The 18,563-nt window shown below is 74.8% G+C and carries 18 protein-coding genes; 11 read left to right on the top strand and 7 right to left on the bottom strand.

The window, feature by feature from the left end; all coding sequences use genetic code 11:
• Positions 1-3 precede the first annotated feature (3 nt).
• The gene (locus ACFVWU_RS10330) at positions 4-3,300 is read right to left on the bottom strand and encodes a sacsin N-terminal ATP-binding-like domain-containing protein (protein ID WP_387617773.1); all 3,297 of its coding nucleotides are present in this window, start codon (positions 3,298-3,300) and stop codon (positions 4-6) included.
• A 294-nt stretch (positions 3,301-3,594) separates the two neighbouring features.
• On the bottom strand, positions 3,595-4,479 hold the full coding sequence (locus ACFVWU_RS10325; protein WP_387617877.1) for a DUF3027 domain-containing protein: 885 nt from the start codon (positions 4,477-4,479) through the stop codon (positions 3,595-3,597).
• A 569-nt stretch (positions 4,480-5,048) separates the two neighbouring features.
• On the opposite strand from ACFVWU_RS10325, the gene ACFVWU_RS10320 reads away from it, so the two are divergent.
• From ACFVWU_RS10320 to ACFVWU_RS10305, 4 genes are all read left to right on the top strand, one after another.
• Positions 5,049-6,401 carry an MFS transporter gene (locus ACFVWU_RS10320; protein WP_387617875.1) on the top strand — a complete coding sequence of 451 codons (1,353 nt, stop codon included), beginning with the start codon at positions 5,049-5,051 and terminating at the stop codon, positions 6,399-6,401.
• Between the two features lie 93 nt (positions 6,402-6,494).
• Complete coding sequence (locus ACFVWU_RS10315; RefSeq protein ID WP_387617771.1) at positions 6,495-7,025, top strand: hypothetical protein; 531 nt, start codon at positions 6,495-6,497, stop codon at positions 7,023-7,025.
• A 10-nt stretch (positions 7,026-7,035) separates the two neighbouring features.
• On the top strand, positions 7,036-7,797 hold the full coding sequence (locus ACFVWU_RS10310; protein WP_387617769.1) for a futalosine hydrolase: 762 nt from the start codon (positions 7,036-7,038) through the stop codon (positions 7,795-7,797).
• Positions 7,790-8,644: a 1,4-dihydroxy-6-naphthoate synthase gene (locus tag ACFVWU_RS10305; protein WP_380611163.1), complete on the top strand. Its 855-nt coding sequence runs from the start codon at positions 7,790-7,792 to the stop codon at positions 8,642-8,644. Before ACFVWU_RS10310 ends, ACFVWU_RS10305 begins: the two co-directional genes overlap by 8 nt.
• A 52-nt stretch (positions 8,645-8,696) precedes the next feature.
• Here ACFVWU_RS10305 and ACFVWU_RS10300 read toward each other — a convergent pair whose 3' ends face one another.
• Positions 8,697-9,080: a cold-shock protein gene (locus ACFVWU_RS10300; RefSeq protein ID WP_270144901.1), complete on the bottom strand. Its 384-nt coding sequence runs from the start codon at positions 9,078-9,080 to the stop codon at positions 8,697-8,699.
• A gap of 477 nt (positions 9,081-9,557) precedes the next feature.
• On the opposite strand from ACFVWU_RS10300, the gene ACFVWU_RS10295 reads away from it, so the two are divergent.
• On the top strand, positions 9,558-9,800 hold the full coding sequence (locus tag ACFVWU_RS10295; RefSeq protein ID WP_387617766.1) for a hypothetical protein: 243 nt from the start codon (positions 9,558-9,560) through the stop codon (positions 9,798-9,800).
• Here the strand turns inward: ACFVWU_RS10295 and ACFVWU_RS10290 are convergent.
• A complete protein-coding gene (locus ACFVWU_RS10290) occupies positions 9,797-10,432 on the bottom strand; it encodes an HAD family hydrolase (protein WP_387617764.1) in 636 nt (211 codons plus the stop codon). The genes ACFVWU_RS10295 and ACFVWU_RS10290 overlap by 4 nt on opposite strands.
• 99 nt (positions 10,433-10,531) lie before the next feature.
• On the opposite strand from ACFVWU_RS10290, the gene ACFVWU_RS10285 reads away from it, so the two are divergent.
• The 5 genes from ACFVWU_RS10285 (at position 10,532) to ACFVWU_RS10265 (ending at position 15,364) form a co-directional block, all read left to right on the top strand.
• Complete coding sequence (locus ACFVWU_RS10285; protein ID WP_387617762.1) at positions 10,532-11,578, top strand: FecCD family ABC transporter permease; 1,047 nt, start codon at positions 10,532-10,534, stop codon at positions 11,576-11,578.
• Entirely contained in the window at positions 11,575-12,648 is a 1,074-nt protein-coding gene (locus ACFVWU_RS10280; protein ID WP_387617760.1) for a FecCD family ABC transporter permease, read from the top strand. The genes ACFVWU_RS10285 and ACFVWU_RS10280 overlap by 4 nt, the downstream gene beginning before the upstream one ends.
• Positions 12,648-13,469, top strand: a complete 822-nt coding sequence (locus ACFVWU_RS10275; protein ID WP_387617758.1) for an ABC transporter ATP-binding protein — start codon at positions 12,648-12,650, stop codon at positions 13,467-13,469. Before ACFVWU_RS10280 ends, ACFVWU_RS10275 begins: the two co-directional genes overlap by 1 nt.
• A gap of 119 nt (positions 13,470-13,588) precedes the next feature.
• Positions 13,589-14,575 carry an ABC transporter substrate-binding protein gene (locus tag ACFVWU_RS10270; RefSeq protein ID WP_387617756.1) on the top strand — a complete coding sequence of 329 codons (987 nt, stop codon included), beginning with the start codon at positions 13,589-13,591 and terminating at the stop codon, positions 14,573-14,575.
• A 102-nt stretch (positions 14,576-14,677) separates the two neighbouring features.
• Positions 14,678-15,364: a VC0807 family protein gene (locus tag ACFVWU_RS10265; RefSeq protein ID WP_387617754.1), complete on the top strand. Its 687-nt coding sequence runs from the start codon at positions 14,678-14,680 to the stop codon at positions 15,362-15,364.
• A 1-nt stretch (position 15,365) separates the two neighbouring features.
• Here ACFVWU_RS10265 and ACFVWU_RS10260 read toward each other — a convergent pair whose 3' ends face one another.
• On the bottom strand, positions 15,366-16,148 hold the full coding sequence (locus tag ACFVWU_RS10260; protein WP_387617752.1) for a DUF6597 domain-containing transcriptional factor: 783 nt from the start codon (positions 16,146-16,148) through the stop codon (positions 15,366-15,368).
• Positions 16,149-16,213: 65 nt separating this feature from the next.
• Between ACFVWU_RS10260 and ACFVWU_RS10255 the strand changes: the two genes are divergently transcribed.
• Complete coding sequence (locus ACFVWU_RS10255; protein ID WP_387617750.1) at positions 16,214-16,801, top strand: TIGR03086 family metal-binding protein; 588 nt, start codon at positions 16,214-16,216, stop codon at positions 16,799-16,801.
• Positions 16,802-16,837: 36 nt separating this feature from the next.
• On the opposite strand, the gene ACFVWU_RS10250 is transcribed toward ACFVWU_RS10255, so the two are convergent.
• Both ACFVWU_RS10250 and ACFVWU_RS10245 read right to left on the bottom strand, forming a co-directional pair.
• Positions 16,838-17,566, bottom strand: a complete 729-nt coding sequence (locus ACFVWU_RS10250) for an NADPH-dependent FMN reductase (protein WP_387617873.1) — start codon at positions 17,564-17,566, stop codon at positions 16,838-16,840.
• Between the two features lie 81 nt (positions 17,567-17,647).
• Positions 17,648-18,523 (bottom strand): LysR family transcriptional regulator, encoded by an 876-nt coding sequence (locus tag ACFVWU_RS10245; RefSeq protein WP_387617748.1) that lies wholly within the window; start codon positions 18,521-18,523, stop codon positions 17,648-17,650.
• Positions 18,524-18,563: the final 40 nt, after the last annotated feature.

The raw sequence follows: 18,563 nt of genomic DNA, 5'->3' as shown, positions 1-18,563 counted from the left end.
AACTCAGCCCTCGAAGTCGCGGGCCGCGGACAGCTCGTACGCCCGGTCCGGCTCGCTGAGCGCGGCCAGCACCTCGAAGCGCCGGTGCCACTGCCCGACCGACCAGGCGAGCCCGGCCGCCAGGCCCTCCGGGGTGGCCGCGTGCAGCAGTCCGGGCACCGGCGGGATCTCGAACTCGTCGTCCTCGTCGGCGGCTTCGGCCAGCTCCGGGTCGTACGGCGGCTCCGGGGCGTCCGCCTCCCGGTCCCAACGCCAGTCCACCGCGGCCTCGCCGCCGTCCGGGCCGACCACCAGGAGCTCCTCGTGCTCCTCGTAGGCGACCGGGCAGCCGGGCAGCAGCTCCCGCACCACGGCCGGCACCCGGTGCAGCACGCCCTCGGAGAGCACCCGGCCGCCGGCCACCTCGCTGGCCAGCGACACGTGCAGCCGCTCGGCGAGGTCCGCGGCGAGCGCCGGGGCGACCGGCAGCAGCGGGTACGGGTGCAGGAGCTGGACCAGGTCGGGGGCGTCGGCGACGACCGCCTCGGTGGCGTCCACCACCACTGTGTGGTCCGGGCGGCGCCCGGTGTCCGGGTCCAGCGGCGGCAGCGCCCGCACCACGTCCAGCGGTTCGATCCGCCCACGCTCGACCCGGGCCAACGCACTGTGGATGCCGTGCAGTTGGCGGTGCCCGACCTCGGCGTCCGGGTCGGTGAGCCGGTCCAGCACCTCGTCCGGGCCGTGGCTCTCGGCGAGCAGCGCGGCCAGCGTGGTGCGCACCCCGAGCGCGTGCAGGAACTGCTCGTCCAGGGTGGTGCGCGCCTCGTCGTACAGGCCGCGCAGCAGCGGGTCGGCCCCGGCGGCGCGCAGCCCGGCGGGCTCGCGGCCGGCCAGCACCGGGTGGTCACGCAGCCACCAGGCGGTGTACGGCGGCAGGTCGGCGTAGGAGCCGTCCGGCAGCAGGGTGCGCACCGGGTTGACCACGGCGTCCCGGTACGGCGGGCGGGCGAGCGCGGCCAACGCCTCGGGCCAGGCGTCGTCGTCCACCAGGTCGAGGTCGCGCACGGCCAGCAGCTCGGCGGCCACCGGCGGCACGCCGACCACCTCGTCCGCGTGCAGTGCCTCCAGGGCGTCCTCGGCCCAGTCGGCGAGCCCGTCCGGCGCCTCGTCCAGCAGGCCGGTGGGGTGGCCGCCGGCCGCCCGGTCGGCCGGCGCGGTCGGGTCGAGGCGCTCCAGGTCGTCCGGGTCGAGCACCACGTCCTCGGCGCGCACCAGCACGAAGTCGGCCAGCACTCCGACGGCCGTGAGCACCTCGGGGCCCCAGCGCTCCAGCACCTCGTCGTCCACCCAGCCGGCGTCCTCCTCGCGCGCGAGGGCGGCGAACGGGCTGCCGGGCAGCACGAGTTCGCCCGCGCGGGCGGGCTCGCCCTCGTCGTCCAGCAGCGCCAGCCGGGCCAGCCACGGGTGCTCGCCGGGCGCCGGGGCGGCGGCCTTCACCAGGGCCAGGACGGCGTCGGCCAGTTCGAGCGCGGCGTCCAGGTCGTCCTCGGCCACCTCGTACGAGCGGGCGACGGCGGCCCGCACCTCGGGGGTGTCCAGCACCCCGGCGGGCGTGGCGGTGCCGGCGCCGAGCTTGGCCAGCAGCGGGTGGGCGGCCTCCGGGTGGGCCAGCCGCAGGTCCAGCGCGGCGAGCGCCCCGGCCAGCGTCTCGGGGTAGCCGGGGAAGGCCGCCCAGTCGGCGTCCTCGGAGGGCAGCAGCACCCGCCGGGGCCCGGTGACGGTCCGCCCGTCCGCGAGCGGCACGGGCAGCGCGCCGAGCGCCTCCGGGTCGGCCGCGCCGAGCGCCGCGTACAGGTTGCGCCACCAGGCCGGGTCGCGGTCCAGGCCGCCGAGCTGGTCGACCACCTCGGCCAGCGGCACCCGGCGCACGTTCAGCACCCGCAGCTCGGTGCGGCGCTCCAGCCCGGCCGGCAGCAGCCCCGGGAAGATCGGCGCCAGCGCCTCGACCACCGAGCCGTCCGCGCCCTCCAGCAGCGTCGCGTCCCGGGGCCGCAGCGCGGGCGTGCCCTCCTCGACGACGCCGGGGTGCGGCAGGAACGGCGTGCCGGGCAGCCGGGACAGCACGGCCGCGCGCAGCGCGTTGTCCAGCGCGCCCTGCCCGAGCGGGCCCGGCACCAGGCCGAGCGAGCCCAGGTCGGCGCCGCGGGCGCGCAGCAGCTCGGCGTAGCTGTCGGCGGCGCGCTCGGTGAGGAAGTCGGCGAGCGGGCCGGGGGCGAGGTGCCGGCGGGTGGAGTCCAGCGGGTAGGAGGCGATCAGTAGCGCGGGCAGGCCGATCGGCTCGTCGCTGGGGGTGGGCGCGTGCAGCACCGGCTCGATCGCGGGCCGCTGCGGGGCGCCGTCCTCGGCGACCGGGACGGCCCAGGTCACGGTCCAGTACGGGCGGGTGCGCTCCTCGGTGGGCCGGTCGGCGAGCAGCTCCGCGTCCAGCCGGCCGGAGGCGCCGACGGTCTGCCAGACCGTCTGCCGCGGCAGCCCGCCCGCGTCGTCGGTGACGGTGACCTCGGTGACGCCGTCCGGGCGCGGCTCGGCGGCGCTGCGGGTGAGCGTCCGGGTGCCGTCCGGGGTCTCCACCACCACCTCGGCCAGGCCGGGCAGGGTGAGCAGCAGCGCGTCGTCGATGCCGGCCAGCAGCCGGCGGGTCAGGTCCTCGGCGGCGACGTCCCGCAGCGGCAGCACCACCACGGTGTCGTAGCCCTCGGGGGCCGGGCCCTCGGCCGCGAACGGCAGCCGCAGCAGTGGCACGTGGCCGTCCCGGCGGCGCAGCTCGTCGGTCAGCGCGGGCTGCGCCTCGGCCAGCGCGCGGGCCTCGCCGAGCGACCAGCGCACCCCGCCCGCGGAGCCCAGCACGGCGGGCTCGTCGGTGACGGCGAGGACGGCGGCGAAGCCGACGCCGAACCGGCCGACGGCGGGCTCCTCACCGCGCTTGGAGGAGGCGCGCAGGGTGGACAGCGACTCGACGGCGGCCGCGTCCAGCGGGGCGCCGGTGTTGGCGGCGGCCAGCACGCCGTCGGCCAGGGTCAGCCGCAGCCGCCCGGGGCCGCGCCCGGCCCGCACCGCCGCGTCGGCCGCGTTCTGCGCCAACTCGACGACCAGGCGGTCGCGGTAGCCGCCGAGCGCCAGCTCCTCCTCGGCGTTGGCGTCCTCCCGGAACCGGGCCGGCGAGGCGGCCCAGGCGTCCAGCACCCGGCGCCGCAGCGCGGCGCTCCCGAACGGGTCCGCGAGGTGCTCGTCCGTGCCGCTGCCGATGATCCGAGGTTCCACTGGACCTGCCGCCTTCCGCCGCCCTGTACGTCGTAAGGGCATTCTTCCCTGCCCCACCGACTACTCCCGACCACGGCCCGGCCCGACTGCGCCCGTACCCGAAAGATCCGCAGGCCAACGGCCGTGAGCCGGGGTCGTCCTCGGGCGGCAGGCCGGGACCGGGGGCACGGAGGAGGCCGGTCGCCCACGACACGGGGGATGCCCGGGAACGCCGCGGCCCGTCCCACCGGTCCGGTGGGACGGGCCGTCGAGCGACGCGGGCTCAGGAGCGCCCGGGCCCAGGACAGTACCGGCTCAGGAGTGCCCGAGCTCCTCCGCCGGGGCGTCCGGCTCGACCGAGCCGGAGGCGCGGTCCGGGTGGAGCTGCAGCGGCTCGACCACCAGCTCGTCCAGGATCAGCTCGGACGGCGCCGGCGGGGCCGGGATGACGGCCGCCTCGGAGTGCCCGCCGCAGCCGTACGCGAAGGAGACGATCTGCCCGTCGGCCGGGCCGAACTCGTTGCCGCACACGCCGAAGGCCTGCCCGAGCGAGCCACCGATCGGGATCAGGAAGCCGCAGCTGCCGCACGCGGCGGGCGCCGCCTGGGCCATCGGGGTCTGCGGGCCGTGGGACTTCTCCCAGCGGTCGGCGGCCAGGTGCAGCCCGAGCCGGGAGAGCACCCGGCTGCGGCCCATGCCGAGCTCCTCGGCGACGGCGTTGATCTGGGCGCGGGCCGGGGCGGGCTGGACGTGCGGGTCGGTGACGACCACGTCCTCCTCCGCCGCGAGGGCGGCGACCACGGAGTTCGGCGCGGGCTCGTCCTCGCCGCTCCAGCCGGGCTCCAGCCGCGCGTCGTCGGCGCCGGTGGGCAGCAGGTCGCCGGGGCCCATGTCGCCCGGGCGCAGCCGCTCGCTCCACGGCACCCACTCCGGCGCCAGCACGGCGTCGGGGCCGGGCAGCAGCACGACCTCGTCGAGGGTGACGTTCTTGGCCCGCGGCGCCCGCGCCACGGTGACCGCCCAGTGCCAGCCGCGGTAGGCCGCGTCCAGGCAGTCGAAGCTGTGGGTGACGACGCGGTCGGCGTCCGCCTGGACGCCCAGGTGCGGACCGACCGCCTCGGGTCCGACGGCCTCCTCGGCAGCCTGACGAGCGAGTTCGACGGCCTCGGCACAGAGCCGGTCGGGGGTACGGCTTCGCATCGCAGCACTCACGGCGTCGATTCTCTCCCAGTTCTTCTGTCGCCCACGGCGTGTTGCCTGTTCCGTCGCGGCTCGGTAGTCCCTCGTCCATTCTGCGCGACCCGGGGCCGCCGCGGGTACCGACCGCGCCGCTCGACCGGCCTGAGGGCGCCCGGCGCCCCGGCGGGCGGACCTTGGGCAGGCTACCCGCCGGTCGGCACCCCGGCACAGTCCGGGGCGGAGCCGAGCGTTCCGCGACCGCGCCGAGCGGACCGGAATCCCGCGTCGCCACGGCGAATCTGGGGCAGGATGGGCTTGTGGCGGACGACAACCCGTCGCAGCACGCACTGCGCCCCTCGCCGGCCGTCAGCCCCGGCGAGGCGGACGCCGTGCCGCGACACCGACCTCCTGTCCCCGCTGCGGGTGAACCGCGGTCGGGGGACGGTGCCGAGGCGCCCGCCGCCCGGGTCAGCCTGGAGAAGCAGGACGCTCACGACATTCCGGACGACCTGGACGACGCCCCCACCCGTCACCTCCCCACCCTCGACGACGACCTGGACGGGGAGCTCCCCGAGCCCCGCCGCCACTTCCTGGTCCGCGTCGCCTCCGCCGCCGGCATCCGCGCCGGCAAGCTGGTGCACGGCACCGGCCGCCGGATCCGCCGGGCCACCTCCGCCGAGGGCGCCGGCGAGTCCGGCCTCGCCAAGCTGATCGAGCTGCACGCGCTGAACTCCTTCGGCGACATGCTGATCACCATCGCGCTGGCCTCCACCATCTTCTTCTCCGTCCCCACCGGCCAGGCCCGCGGCCGGGTCGCCCTCTACCTGCTGATCACCATGGCCCCGTTCGCCCTGCTGGCTCCGGTGATCGGGCCGCTGCTGGACCGGATCCCGCACGGCCGCCGGGCGGCCATGGCGATGTCGATGCTGGCCCGGGCCGCACTGGCCTGGACGATGGCCGGGGTGATCTCCGGCGGCGGCATCGCGCTCTACCCGGAGGCGCTGGGCGTGCTGGTGGCGTCCAAGGCGTACGGGGTGGTGCGCAGCGTCGTGGTGCCCCGGCTGCTGCCGAGCCGGCTGTCCCTGGTGAAGGCGAACTCCCGGGTCACCCTGGCCGGGCTGCTGGCCACCGGCGTGGCGGCCGCGGTGGGCGGGCTGCTGCACCTGATCGGGCCGGGCTGGCCGCTGCGCGGTGCCTTCCTGGTGTTCGTGATCGGCACCCTGATGGCCTTCCACCTGCCGCACGAGGTCGACTCGGCGAAGGGCGAGCAGCGGGCCGTCCTGCACGCCGAGGTGCACGGCGAGGGCTCGCACCTGATCCACCACAAGCCGCCGAAGGTGAAGGCCTCGCTGCGCACCGTCGGCCCCTCGGTGGTGCTGGCGCTGCGGGCGATGGCGGCGATGCGCTGGCTGGTCGGCTTCCTGGTGTTCTTCCTGGCCTTCCTGCTGCGCACCGACCCGATCGGCGGCCTGCGGCCGACCGTGGCCCTGGGCCTGGTGGCGCTGGCGGCCGGGGCGGGCAACGCGCTGGGCTCGCTGCTGGGCTCCTGGCTGCGCACCCGGGGCCCGGAGGCGACGGTCACCGCGATGCTGCTGGTGGCGGCCTGTGTGACGGCGGCGGCCGCGCTCTGGTACGGCGTGGTGACGGTGGTTCTGGTCGCGGGCCTGGCCGGGATGGCGGCCTCGCTGGGCAAGCTGGCGCTGGACGCGCTGATCCAGCGGGACGTCCCGGAGGCGGTGCGGACCTCGGCGTTCGCCCGTTCGGAGACCCTGATGCAGTTGTCCTGGGTGGCGGGCGGCGGGGTCGGCATCGTGCTGCCGCTGAACGGGGTGCTGGGCCTGTCGATCGCGGCCGCGGTGGTCGGTCTGGTGCTGCTGTGGACGGTCCACTCGCTGCTGCGGCTGGGCCGGTGGCGGCACCCGGCCGCGCCGCGGGTGGCCTAGGGCCTGTCGGACAGGCCCTGCCCGGCGGTGGGGCAACACGCGGTGGCCGACCCCCGCGTAGCGTGATCGGCCCGGCCCGGTAGATTCTGACGCATGAGCCTCAATGCCCGTGCCATCGCCGCCATCGGCGCCGTCGTTGTGGTCGGCGCCGCCACGGTGGGCACCTCCGTCGCGATCGCCGCCGGCCAGACCGAGCACAACTCCCACCGTGCCACCCTGACGGTCGGCAACTCCTCGATCACCGCTGACCCGCTGTGCTGGAACGGCGGCAGCCCGATCACCGAGGACATGCAGCAGAAGTGCCAGGACGACGCCGCCCAGGCGCTGAAGGACGGCACCCTGCCGACCCGCGATGTGACGGCGAGCGACCAGCTCGGCGTCGGTGTCAGCCCGAACGTGGCCAAGTCCGGCTGGTGGGCCTTCACCAACGGCGGCTCGACCAGCCAGGGCGGCCGCTTCAGCCTGTTCTCGTACGCCCAGGGCCCGACCTTCTCCGGCACCCAGCAGGCCAGCAAGGCGCTGAACGCCAGCGGCAAGACCGTGGTCACCGTGGTCGAGGGCGACAAGAACTCGGACAACCCGATCGCCGTCTGGTACTTCCAGCTGAACACCCAGACCAGCTGACGATCCTGCGATGACCGCGCACGTCACCGACGCGCACCCCGAGCAGTCGGGCCCCGAACGGGCCCGGCTGCTCGTCGTCGTCGCGGTGCCCGCCGAGGCCGAGGCCGTCCTGCGCGGCCTGCCCGGCGGGGCCGCCGCCCTGCCGCTGCAGGGGGGTGTGCTGCACCGGGCGCACGGTGCTCCGGTGGACGTGCTGGCCGCCGGGGTCGGCCCGGGCGCCGCTGCGGCGGGCGCCTCCGCCGCGCTGGCCGCCCGTCCGTACGGGCTGGTCGCGTCGGCCGGGATCGCCGGCGGTTTCGCCCCGCACGCCCCGGTCGGCGCCACCGTGGTGGCCGACGCGATCGTGGCCGCCGACCTCGGTGCCGAGACCCCCGAGGGCTTCGCCGACGTCACCGAGCTGGGCTTCGGCACCACCCGGCACACCCCTGCCCCGGCCGCCGTGGAGCTGGCCGCCCGGGCGCTGGGCGCGCAGGGCATCGACGTCGTCGCCGGCCCGGTGCTGACCGTCTCCACCGTGACCGGCAGCGCCGGGCGGGCCGACGAGCTGGCCGCCCGCCATCCGGGCGCCGCCGCCGAGGCGATGGAGGGCTTCGGCGTGGCCGAGGCCGCCGCCTGGTACGGCGTGCCGGCCTTCGAACTGCGGACCGTGTCCAACCCGGTGGGCCCGCGCGACCGGGCCGCCTGGCGGATCGGCGAGGCCTTGGAGGCCCTGGAGCGGGCCTTCGCCGCGCTGCCCGTCGCCGAACTGATCGAGGAGGCCGGCCGTGGCTGAACGGCTGAGCATCGCGTACTCGCCCTGCCCGAACGACACCTTCGTCTTCCACGCCTGGGCGCACGGCCTGGTGCCCGGGGCGGACGCCCCCGAGGTGACCTTCGCCGACATCGACATCACCAACGGCCTGGCCGAGCGCGGCGAGCTGGACGTGCTGAAGATCAGCTACGGCGCGCTGCCCTGGGTCCTGGAGGAGTACGCCCTGCTGCCCTGCGGCGGCGCTCTCGGGCGCGGCTGCGGCCCGCTGGTGCTCACCCTGCCGGGCGTGGGCTCCCCCGCGGAGCTCGCCGGGAAGACGGTGGCGGTGCCGTCCGAGCGCTCCACCGCCTACCTGCTGTTCCGGCTCTGGGCGGCCGAGGCGGTACCGGGCGGCTTCGGCGAGATCGTCGTGCTGCCGTTCCACGAGATCATGCCCGCCGTCCGGGACGGCCGGGTGGACGCCGGCCTGGTGATCCACGAGGCCCGCTTCACCTACCAGCAGTACGGCCTGCACAGCCTGGCCGACATGGGCGAGGCCTGGGAGGAGCGGACCGGCCTGCCGATCCCGCTCGGCGCGATCGTCGCCAAGCGCTCGCTGGGCGCCGAGCGGCTGCGCGCCCTCGCCGACACGATCCGCGCCTCCGTCCGCCAGGCCTGGGCGGAGCCGGCGGCCAGCCGGGAGTACGTGCTGGCGCACGCCCAGGAGATGGACCCGGCGGTCGCCGACCAGCACATCGGGCTGTACGTGAACGAGTTCACCGCCGACCTCGGCGAGGAGGGCTACGAGGCCGTCCGCGCGCTGCTCACCCGGGCCGCCGCGGAGGGGCTGGTGCCCCCGCTCGACCCGGGTGCGCTCGCGTTCGGGTAGCCCCGGACTCCAGGGACTCCAGGGCACCCGAACGCGAGGGCGCCGGGGTGCCTCAGACGTCGAACTGGTCGGCCACCGCGCGCAGCAGGCCGGCCAGCTTCTGGCCGGTGGGCTTGGCCGGGTAGCGACCGCGCTGGAGGCCGGGCAGCACCGCGTCCAGGGTGGTGATCAGGTCCTGGACGATCGGCGCCATGTCGTCGGCGCTCCTGCGCTGGGCGGCGGCCACCGACGGCAGCGCCTCCAGCAGCTGCACGGCCATCGCCTGGTCCCCGCGATGGCCGGCGACCACGCCGAACTCGACCCGCTGGCCCGGCTTCAGCACGGTGACACCGGCGGGCAGCGCCTTGGTGTGGACGAAGACGTCGCCACCGTCGTCGCGCGACAGGAAGCCGAAACCCTTCGTCTCGTTGAACCACTTGACCTGGCCGGTGGGCATCTCGAACAGTCCTCGAATGGGTGTGAGGGATCCCGGCCCTGGCCGGGGATCACTGGGTGGTGTGGGAAAAAGGACGGCCGACCTCGGCTCGACGCCCAAGGGCGCTCACGGTCGGCGCGTTGTCGGGAGCAGACTAACGGTCCGTCACTGCCTCATCAGCGTTCCGCGAAGGAGGCGCGTTCCGAGGCCCGCCCGGGGCGACGGGAGCGCGGGGATCTCGCGGCCACGGGCGACCCGGTACTGGCACGGCCGGGGCGCTTCTCAGCGCAGTCCATCGGCTCACACCCCCGGGTCTGAGGACACGGGACGCACCTGCAGCGCCCCTCGGCACCCCCTGCATACCCCCGCCCAGCAGGGATCAAAACGTTCAGCTGCCGGGAAACTGCGCAACGTGACCGCCCCGCTCCGGTGGGCCGCCCCGGCGGTCGCTCTGCCAGACTGGGGGCACCCAGCGCAGCCCCGGAGGAGTGAGCAGTCGTGAGCAGCCAGAGCGCCGACCCCGGCGACGTGTACGTCAAGGCCGGGACGGTCGTCTTCGCCCTCGGTGCGCTCGCCACCATGGTCACCTTCGTCCCGCTGTTCCTGCACCTGACGCCGCTGCCGACGGCGATGTACTGGCTGAGCATGCTGATGCCGGCCGGCTTCCTGTCCGCGCTGACCGGGCTGTTCCTGAACGCCCGGGCCCAGCGCCGCCGGGTGGAGCCCCGGCAGCCCGCCTAGGACCTGCCCACCCCGAGGTGCCGGTCGAGCCACTCCGGGAAGCCGGTGAGGTCCGCGAGCACCACGTCCGCCCCGGCCTCGCGCAGCTCGTCCGCGCCGTACGGGCCGGTGGCCACGCCGACCGCGACCGCCTCCGCGTGCCGGGCGCCCCGGATGTCGCCGAGGTGGTCGCCGACGTAGACGCTCGCGCCGTGCTCGCGCAGCGCCTCGCCCTTGGTCTCCGCCCAGAGGTCGCCGATCACGATGTCCGCCGATATCCCGGCGTGCTCCAGGTGGAGGTGGGCGTTCGGCTCGTACTTGCCGGTGATCACCGCGACCCGGCCGCCGTGGGCGCGGACCGCCTCGACGGCGGCGTGCGCGCCCGGGAGGGGCACGGTCGGGGCGAAGGCGTGGTCCCGGTACAGCTCGCGGTAGCGGGCGGCGGCCCGCTCCGCCTCGTCCTCCGGGAACCAGTTGCGGATCTCGTTCAGCAGCGGCGGGCCGAGCCGGGTGACCACCAGGTCGGCGTCGATGTGCGTACCGGTCTCGGCGGAGAGCGCCTCGTAGGTGGCGCGAATACCCGGACGGGTGTCCAGCAGCGTCATGTCGAGGTCGAAACCGACGGTGAGCGGGGCGGTGGGGATCACGGGCATGCCGCCAGGCTATCCAACGGACACCGAGGGCGACGAAGGGATTTGCCCCGGCTTCCGGACGGAACTTAGGTTTACCTGAGTTGTCTGCGGAGAGGGCTCATGACCGACACCACCGCACCACACACCACCGCACCACCGGGAACGCGGCGCGCACCCCGTCGCCGAGCACTGTGGCTCGCCGCCGCGCTGGCCGCGCTGGCCCTCGCGGTGCTGCTGAGCCTGGCGGTCGGCAGCCGCACCATCCCGTTCTCCGGGACGGTCCACGCGCTGCTGCACGGCGGCGACGGCGCCGACGCCGTGGTGATCCGGGAGCTGCGGCTGCCGCGGACGGTCGTCGGGCTTTCCGTCGGCGCAGCGCTCGGCCTGGCCGGGGCCGTGATGCAGGGCCTGACCCGCAACCCGATCGCCGACCCGGGCATCCTGGGCGTCTCCCAGGGCGCGGCGGCGGGCGTGGTCGTCGCCATCTCCGGCTTCGGCGTCTCCACCCTCACCGGGTACGTGTGGTTCGGCTTCGCCGGCGCGGTGATCGCCACCGTGCTGGTCTACGGCCTCGCCGGGCGCGGCCGGGGCGGGGCGACCCCGATCAAGCTGGCGCTGGCCGGCTCGGCGATGTCCGCCTTCATCGCCTCGCTCAACGCCCTGGTGCTGACCACGGACGCGGCCACCATGGACCAGTTCCGTTTCTGGCACGTCGGGTCGCTCTCCGGGCGCACGGCGGACGTCGCCTGGCAGCTGCTGCCGTTCCTCGCGATCGGCACCCTGCTGGTGGTCGCGGTGGCCCGCGGCCTGGACGCGCTGGCGCTCGGCGAGGACACCGCCAAGGGCTTGGGCTCCAAGACCGGCCTGGTCCGCGTGGTCGGCGCCCTCGGTGCCACCGTCCTGACCGGCTCCGCGGTGGCCGCGGCCGGCCCGATCGCCTTCGTCGGCCTCGCCGTCCCGCACGCCGCCCGCGCCGTCGCCGGCGCCGACCACCGCTGGATCCTCGCCTTCTCCGCCGTCCTCGGCCCCGCCCTGCTGCTGCTCGCCGACACCCTCGGCCGGGTGCTCTTCCCGCCGTCCGAGGTCCCGGCCGGCGTGATGACGGCACTGGTCGGAGTGCCGGTGCTGGTGGCACTGGTCCGGCGCAGGAAGGTGGTCGCCGCATGAGTGCGGTGTCCCTGCGCGGGTACTCCGTGGTGCGGGCCGGGCGGGCGTCCCTCCTCCTCCACCGGCGCTCCGCGGCCGCCGCCGTCGGGCTGCTCGTCGTCCTCGCCGCGACCGCCGTCGCCTCGCTCTGCCTCGGCGAGTCGACCGTCTCGCCCGGCGAGGTGGTCAAGGTGGTGCTCGGTCGGCCGAGCCCCGACGAGCTGGTGGTCGGGGAGTTCCGGCTGCCGCGGGTGGTGGTCGGGCTGCTGGTCGGGGCGGCGCTCGGGCTGGCCGGGGCGCTGGTCCAGACCGTCGCCCGCAATCCGCTGGCCAGCCCCGATGTGGTGGGCGTGACCTGGGGTGCGACCGCGACCGTCGTCGGGCTGATGGCGTACGGGGTGGTCGGCTCCACCGGGCAGGCGCCGTACGCGGCGGTCGCCGGCGGACTGGCGGCCGGGCTGCTGGTGTACGCGCTGGCCTGGCGGCGCGGGCTGCACGCGCAGCGCTTCGTGCTGATCGGCATCGGGATCAGCGTGGCGCTGTCCTCCCTCACCTCGGTCTTCCTCACCAAGGGCGACGGCTTCCAGGCACAGGCCGCCAAGGTCTGGATGACCGGCAGTCTGAACGGCTCCGGCTACGACCAGGCCGGGCGGCTGGCCTGGGTGCTGCTGGCGGCCCTGCCGGTGGCGCTGTGGGCGGCGCGCGCCCAGCGGTCGATCTCCTTCGACGACGCCACCGCCGTCGGCCTCGGCCTGCGGCTGGACCGGATCCGGCTGGGCATGGCACTGCTGGGCATCGTGCTGGCCTCCTGCGCGGCCGGCGCCGCCGGGCCGGTGGACTTCGTCGCGCTGATGGCCCCGCAGATCGCGCTGCGGCTGGCCCGTTCGGCGCAGATCCCGCTGTTCTGCTCGGCGCTGACCGGCGCGCTCGTCGTGGTGCTCGCCGACCTGATCGCCCGGCGTCTGCTCGCCCCGACCGAGCTGCCGGTGGGCGTGGTGACCGGCATGGTCGGCGCGCCGTACCTGATGTGGCTGCTCATCCTCCCCCAAACTCCGTTCGGGGGTACCCCCATCCGCCGTGGAGGTTCCTGATGACCCCGAGGACGCACCGCCTGGAGGCCCGGGGCCTCACCCTGGCCTACGAGGCGCGCACGGTCGTCGAGGGCCTCGACGTCCGCATCCCCGACGGCCGGGTGACGGTGATCGTCGGCCCGAACGCCTGCGGCAAGTCGACGCTGCTGCGCGCCCTCGGCCGGCTGCTGAGGCCCGTCCGGGGCGCCGTGCTGCTCGACGGGCTGGAGCTGGCGCGGATCCCGACCAAGCGGATCGCCCAGCGGCTCGGCCTGCTGCCGCAGTCGCCGACCGCCCCGGAGGGCATCTCGGTGGCGGACCTGGTCTCCCGGGGCCGCCAGCCGCACCAGAGCTGGTGGCAGCAGTGGTCGGCGGAGGACGAGGCGGCGGTCGCGGAGGCGCTGGAGCGCACCTCCACGGCGGGGCTGGCCGAGCGCAGCATGGACGAGTTGTCGGGCGGGCAGCGCCAGCGCGCCTGGATCGCGATGGCGCTCGCCCAGGGCACGGACATCCTGCTGCTCGACGAGCCGACCACCTACCTGGACATCGCCCACCAGGTCGAGGTGCTGGACCTGGTGCGCCGGCTGAACGTCGAGCGCGGCCGGACGGTCGTCGCCGTGCTGCACGACCTCAACCAGGCCGCCCGGTACGCCGACCACCTGGTGGCGATGCGGGACGGCCGGGTGGTGGCGCAGGGCGCGCCCGGGGAGGTGGTGACGGCGGAGCTGGTGCGGGAGGTGTTCGGGCTGGAGTCGGTGGTGGTGCCGGATCCGGTGACGGGCACGCCGCTGGTCGTTCCGGGTGCTCCGTGGGTGGCGGCGGAGGAAGCGGCGGACGCCTGACGCCATGCGTGGGTTCCTGACGTCGTTCGTGGCCGCTTAACGGCACTTTAGGCATCATTTCAGACATAATCGACGCGCTCCCGCCCGTTGCCGCACCACCTACGCCGGAGGACCCGCCGATGCCCCGGATCGCCCGCCGTCCGTTCCTCGTCGGCCTCGGCGGGGCCGCGCTCGCGGCGTGCACGTCCGGGCAGTCGGCCCCGCCGACCCCCGACAACCTCGGGACGAACGCGCCCCCCTCCCCCAACCCGGCGCCGCCGGTCACGGTGAACGCCGCGACCGGGCCGGTGGTGGTGCCCGGCGAGCCTCTGCGGGTGGTCGTGCTGGACACCGATGTGCTCGACTCCGCGCTGACGCTCGGCATCACCCCGATCGGCGCCGCGCTCCCGGCCGCCGACACCCGCTTCCCGGGCTACTGGCCGGTCTCCCGTACGGCGGGCATCCGGATGGTCGGCCCGGCCGGCGCGCCGGACCTCGCGGCCGTGCGGGCCCTGCGGCCGGACCTGATCCTCTCCAACCAGACCCGCGACGGCGACCGGTACGGGCAGCTGAGCGCGCTCGCCCCGACCGTGCTCACCCAGACCACCGGGGCGCCGTGGAAGGCGAACTTCCAGCTGCACGCCCAGGCGTTGAGCCGGGTGACGGCGGCCGCGGCCTTCGCCTCCGCGTACCAGAAGCACGCCGGGCAGGTCGCCCAGGCGCTGGCGGCGGCGAAGCTGTCGGGGCGCAAGGTGAGCCTGGTGCGGTTCACGGAGGGCGGCGGGATCCGGCTGTTCGGGCGGCAGAGCTTCCCCGGGAGCGTGCTCGCCGAAGCCGGGGTCGGGCGGCCGGATCCGCAGAACGTCGACCAGTCGGACTTCGAGATCCCGCCGGACCAGATCGGCAAGGCCGACGGCGACCTGCTGCTGTACGCGACCTACGGCGATCCGGAGCGGGCGGGCAAAAACGCGACGCTGGCGAGCCCGGGCTGGCAGGCGCTGGGGGCGGTGAAGGCGCACCGGGCGTTCCCGGTGGAGGACCAGCTGTGGTTCCAGGGGATCGGGTACACGGGCGCCAACTTCATGCTGGACGAGCTGCAGCGCTTCCTCGGCTTCCCCGGGGCGTAGTCCGTCCACTGACGACAAGTCGACTTGACGGGGGTTGTGCGGCCGACCGGTGCTTCCGCCACAATGGGCCGCCATCGTCACATCCGACCGGGGGGAAACACCATGTCAACTGCGGCAGCTCCGACCGCTCCCGACCGCAAGGGAAAGGCCGCCGCACTCGGCTGGCTGATCAGCATCGCGTTCAACGTGGTCGCGCCGATCATGATCTACAACCAGCTGCACGACCACGGCTACAGCGAGTCCACCGCCATCCTGCTCTCCGGCCTCGGCCCGGTGGTCGACACCGCGATCTACCTGGCCTGGCACCGCCGGATCGACGAGTTCGCCATCGTCTCGCTGGTCTTCGTCGCCCTGAGCCTGATCGTCGCGCTGATCGGCCCGACCGACCCGAAGATGCTGCTGGCCAAGGACTCCTTCGTCTCCGGCCTGCTCGGCGTGCTCTACCTGGTGTCGCTGGCCGCGCCGAAGCCGATCATGTTCTTCTTCGGGCGCAAGTTCGCCACGGACGGCACGCCCGAGATGGTGGCCTGGTGGAACTCGATGTGGCAGTACGAGAACTTCCGGCGGGTCCAGCGCAACCTGACCGTCGTGTGGGGCATCGCCTTCATCCTGGAGGCCGCGCTGCGGATCGTGTTCGTCTACACCCTGTCGCACGGCACGGTGGTGGCGATCAACAACATCCTCCCGTTCGTGGTGCTCGGCGGGCTGGTGTACTTCACCATGGTCTACGCCAAGCGTTCCAGCGCCCGGGGCCGGGCCGCCGCCGAGGCGGCCGCGGCCACCGCCTGATTCAGCGCGAACTCGCGTAGCGGGCCGGGGAGATGCCGACCGCTGCGGTGAAGTCCCGGGTGAGGTGGGCCTGGTCGGCGTAGCCGAGTTCCACGGCCAGCGCCGCCAGGTCCACTTCTCCTTCCGCCGCCGCCCGTTCGGCGGCCTCGTGCAGCCGGGCGCGGCGCAGCACCCACTTCGGGGAGGCGCCGACGTACTCGGCGAACAGCCGCTGGAGGCTGCGGACGGTCACGCCCAGCTCGCGGGCCAGATCGTCCACCCGGAACAGGTCCGGGGAGCCGGTGATCCGGTCCACCACGGCGGCGACCTCCTCGGCGACCGGGTCGGGCGCGGGGAGGCGGGGCAGCAGGAAGGCGTCGGCCCGCTCGGCGCTCGGCTCGTCGAGGATCCGGGCGTTGCACCGGTCCGCCTCGGCGCCGAAGTACTCGGCGGCCGGGACGGACCGGTCGGCGAGGGCGCTCACCGGGTGCCCCGCGAAGGGCCGGAAGGCCCCCGGGCGGAACTTCACGCCCAGCACGTGCCCGGCACCCTCCAGGCGGCGGACGAAGAGCGAGCGGTCCACCCCGTACACGCGGGCCCGCGGGGCCTCGAAGACCAGGTGGACGTTGGGGTGGGCGAGCACCTTCTGCTCGTACGGGGGCAGGCCGGTCAGGTCCCAGCGCACCAGCCAGTAGAACTCCACGAAGCGCGCCACGGCGGGCGCGGGCGCGAGCCGCTCCACGCTGATCAGCTCGGCGGCCTTGGCGGGGTGGAGCACGCCTCGGCCGAGATCGGGAGAGTCCATGGCGGCCAGGCTAGTCGTCGCGTTTCTTCAAGACCTCGCGGTGCGGCCCGGCGCAGGATCGGGGCATGAACGCTCACCCGATGCACCCGTTCCTGGCCCGCGCCGCCTCCGCCGCGGCCGGTGTCGCCGCCGCCGTCCCGGCCGGTCAGCGGCTGGACGCGCCGACGCCCTGCGGGGAGTTCGACACGCGCGCGCTGATCAACCACTGGGTGCTCTACACCTCGCACGGCCTGGAGCACCGGGCCCGGCGGGCCGAGCTGCCCGAGGAGCTGATCGCCCGGGACTTCACCGTGGACGCCGACTGGCGCTCCGCCTACGCGGCGCAGCTGGAGCGGGCCGTCGCGGCCTGGGGCGAGCCGGCCGCCTGGGAGGGGGACGTCGACCTCGGCGGATCGCCGGTTCCGGCGGTGGGGATCGCCCGGATGCTGATCCTGGAACTGGTGCTGCACGGCTGGGACGTCGCACGGGCGGTCGGCGGGGAGATCGAGGTCGACGAGGAACTCGCCGAGCTGGTGGGCGAGATCGTCGAGGAGAACGCCGAGCTGTACCGGCAGTACGCGGGCTTCGCCGAGGTCGTTCCCGTGCCGGACGACACCTCGGCGTGGGACCGCGCGCTGGCCGCCTCCGGGCGCGATCCGCGCTGGAAGGGCTGACGGGGGAAGGGCCTCCTGCCGGGAAGGGCGGGCAGGCTACGTCTCGGCGCGCTGGGTGACCTGGGCGCTGGTCCGGTCGCCGAGGAACTCGTACCAGCAGCGTTGCAGCGCCGGGTAGTTCGTGGCCGCCTCGACGAGACCGAGAAACGCCTTCACGGTGGCACCGAGCCGATCCTGCAGTTCGGTGTCGTTCAGGTCGCCGCTGTCACCGAACGCCTGGTGGGCCTTCGCCAGGCTGAACATGTCCGGATAGACACGGGCCCCGAGATGTTCCAGCGGAACGCGGAGCGCCCACAGTCCTCGGTTTCCTCCCATCATGGAGGGAGAAGCCGAGACCAGCAGAGCGTGCTTGTCCTTGAACGGCTGCGGGCGGAAGCGCGACAGCCAGTCGATCGCGTTCTTCACCACGCCGGGGACCGATGCGTTGTACTCCGGCGAGGCGAGCACGAACGCCTGCGCCGCCTGAAGGCGATCGCGCAGGACGACGGAGTTGCGCGGCTGGCCCTGAACGGTCTCGACGTCCCCGTCGTACGACGGCATGTCGAAGTCCCGCAGGTGGGCAAGATCGACGGCAGCGCCGTTCTCGGACAGCAGCTTGGCGGTCAGCCCGGCCAGCTGCCCGTTGAACGATCCCGCCCGATAGGACCCCGACAGCACCAGCACGCGCAGCGGCTCACCGTGGCCGTCGCCCGGAACCGGCCGGACGACATCCCGCAGTGCGCCCGCCGTACTGGAGGAGGCCGGAACGGCTGGATTCGCACTCATATGCGCCACCCTGCCACGCGACCGCCCGCCTCGCCGCCCGCGCTGGTCCGAACGCGGGCGGCGAGGCAGGCGGCCGAAGTGCTAGGAACCCGCCAACGCCTTCCGCAGCCTGGCGCGCAGGAGGCGGACGGCCGGGGACTGCTGGTCGCGGCGGGCGATGAGCCCGAGGCGGGCGTAGGTGGCGGCGTCGGTGAGTGGGACGGCCCGCAGGCCGGCGCCCTGGGCGGAGGAGGCGCTGAGGACGGCGACCCCGGCGCCGCGCTCGGCGAGGCGGAGCAGGGCCACCGGGGAGCTGGCGTCGATGTCCACGCGGGCGTCGAGACCGAGGTGGGCGCAGGAGCGCTCGTAGGCGGCGCGGATGCCGGTGCCGGCGGAGAGGCAGAGGATCTTCTCGCCGCGCAGGTCCTGCAGCTGCAACTCGGCTCGGTCGAGGGGGTGTCCCGCCGGGACGACGGCGGCGAGCGGCTCGTCGATGACGACGGTGGCCTCCAGGCCCGGGGACACCTCGCCCGCGTAGCCGATCAGGGCCAGGTCGAGGGCGCCGGACAGGACCTGCGATTGCAGCAGCTCGGAGTGGCCCTCGTGCAGGCTCAGCTCGATGCCGGGGTGAGTGCGGCCGAGGTCGGCGACGGTGTCCAGGAACGGCGGGATGGAGCAGCCGGTGATCATGCCGAGGCGGACCCGGCCGCGCACGGCGTCGGCGAACTCGGCGGCGGTGTGCTGGATGGCGTCGAGGGTGGCGAGGGCGTTCTTGGCGAGCGGGAGGACGGCCTCGCCGGCGGGGGTGAGCTGGACGCGCCGTCCGGAGCGGTCGAGCAGCTGCTGATCCAACTCGCGCTCCAGTTTGGCCACTTGGGTGCTGATGCCGGACTGGCTGACGTGCAGGCGGTTGGCGGCCGCCGTGAAGGAGCCCTCGTCGACGACGGCGGCGAAGTAGCGCAGCTGGTGCATCTCCATAACTCGTGATGATAGCTGGCATCCGATCCATCTGCTGGAC

Origin of the sequence: Kitasatospora sp. NPDC058190 (genome assembly GCF_042883685.1) — a bacterium.
In the GTDB taxonomy this organism is placed as follows: domain Bacteria; phylum Actinomycetota; class Actinomycetes; order Streptomycetales; family Streptomycetaceae; genus Kitasatospora.
This window is presented reverse-complemented; position numbering and strand designations above follow the sequence as displayed.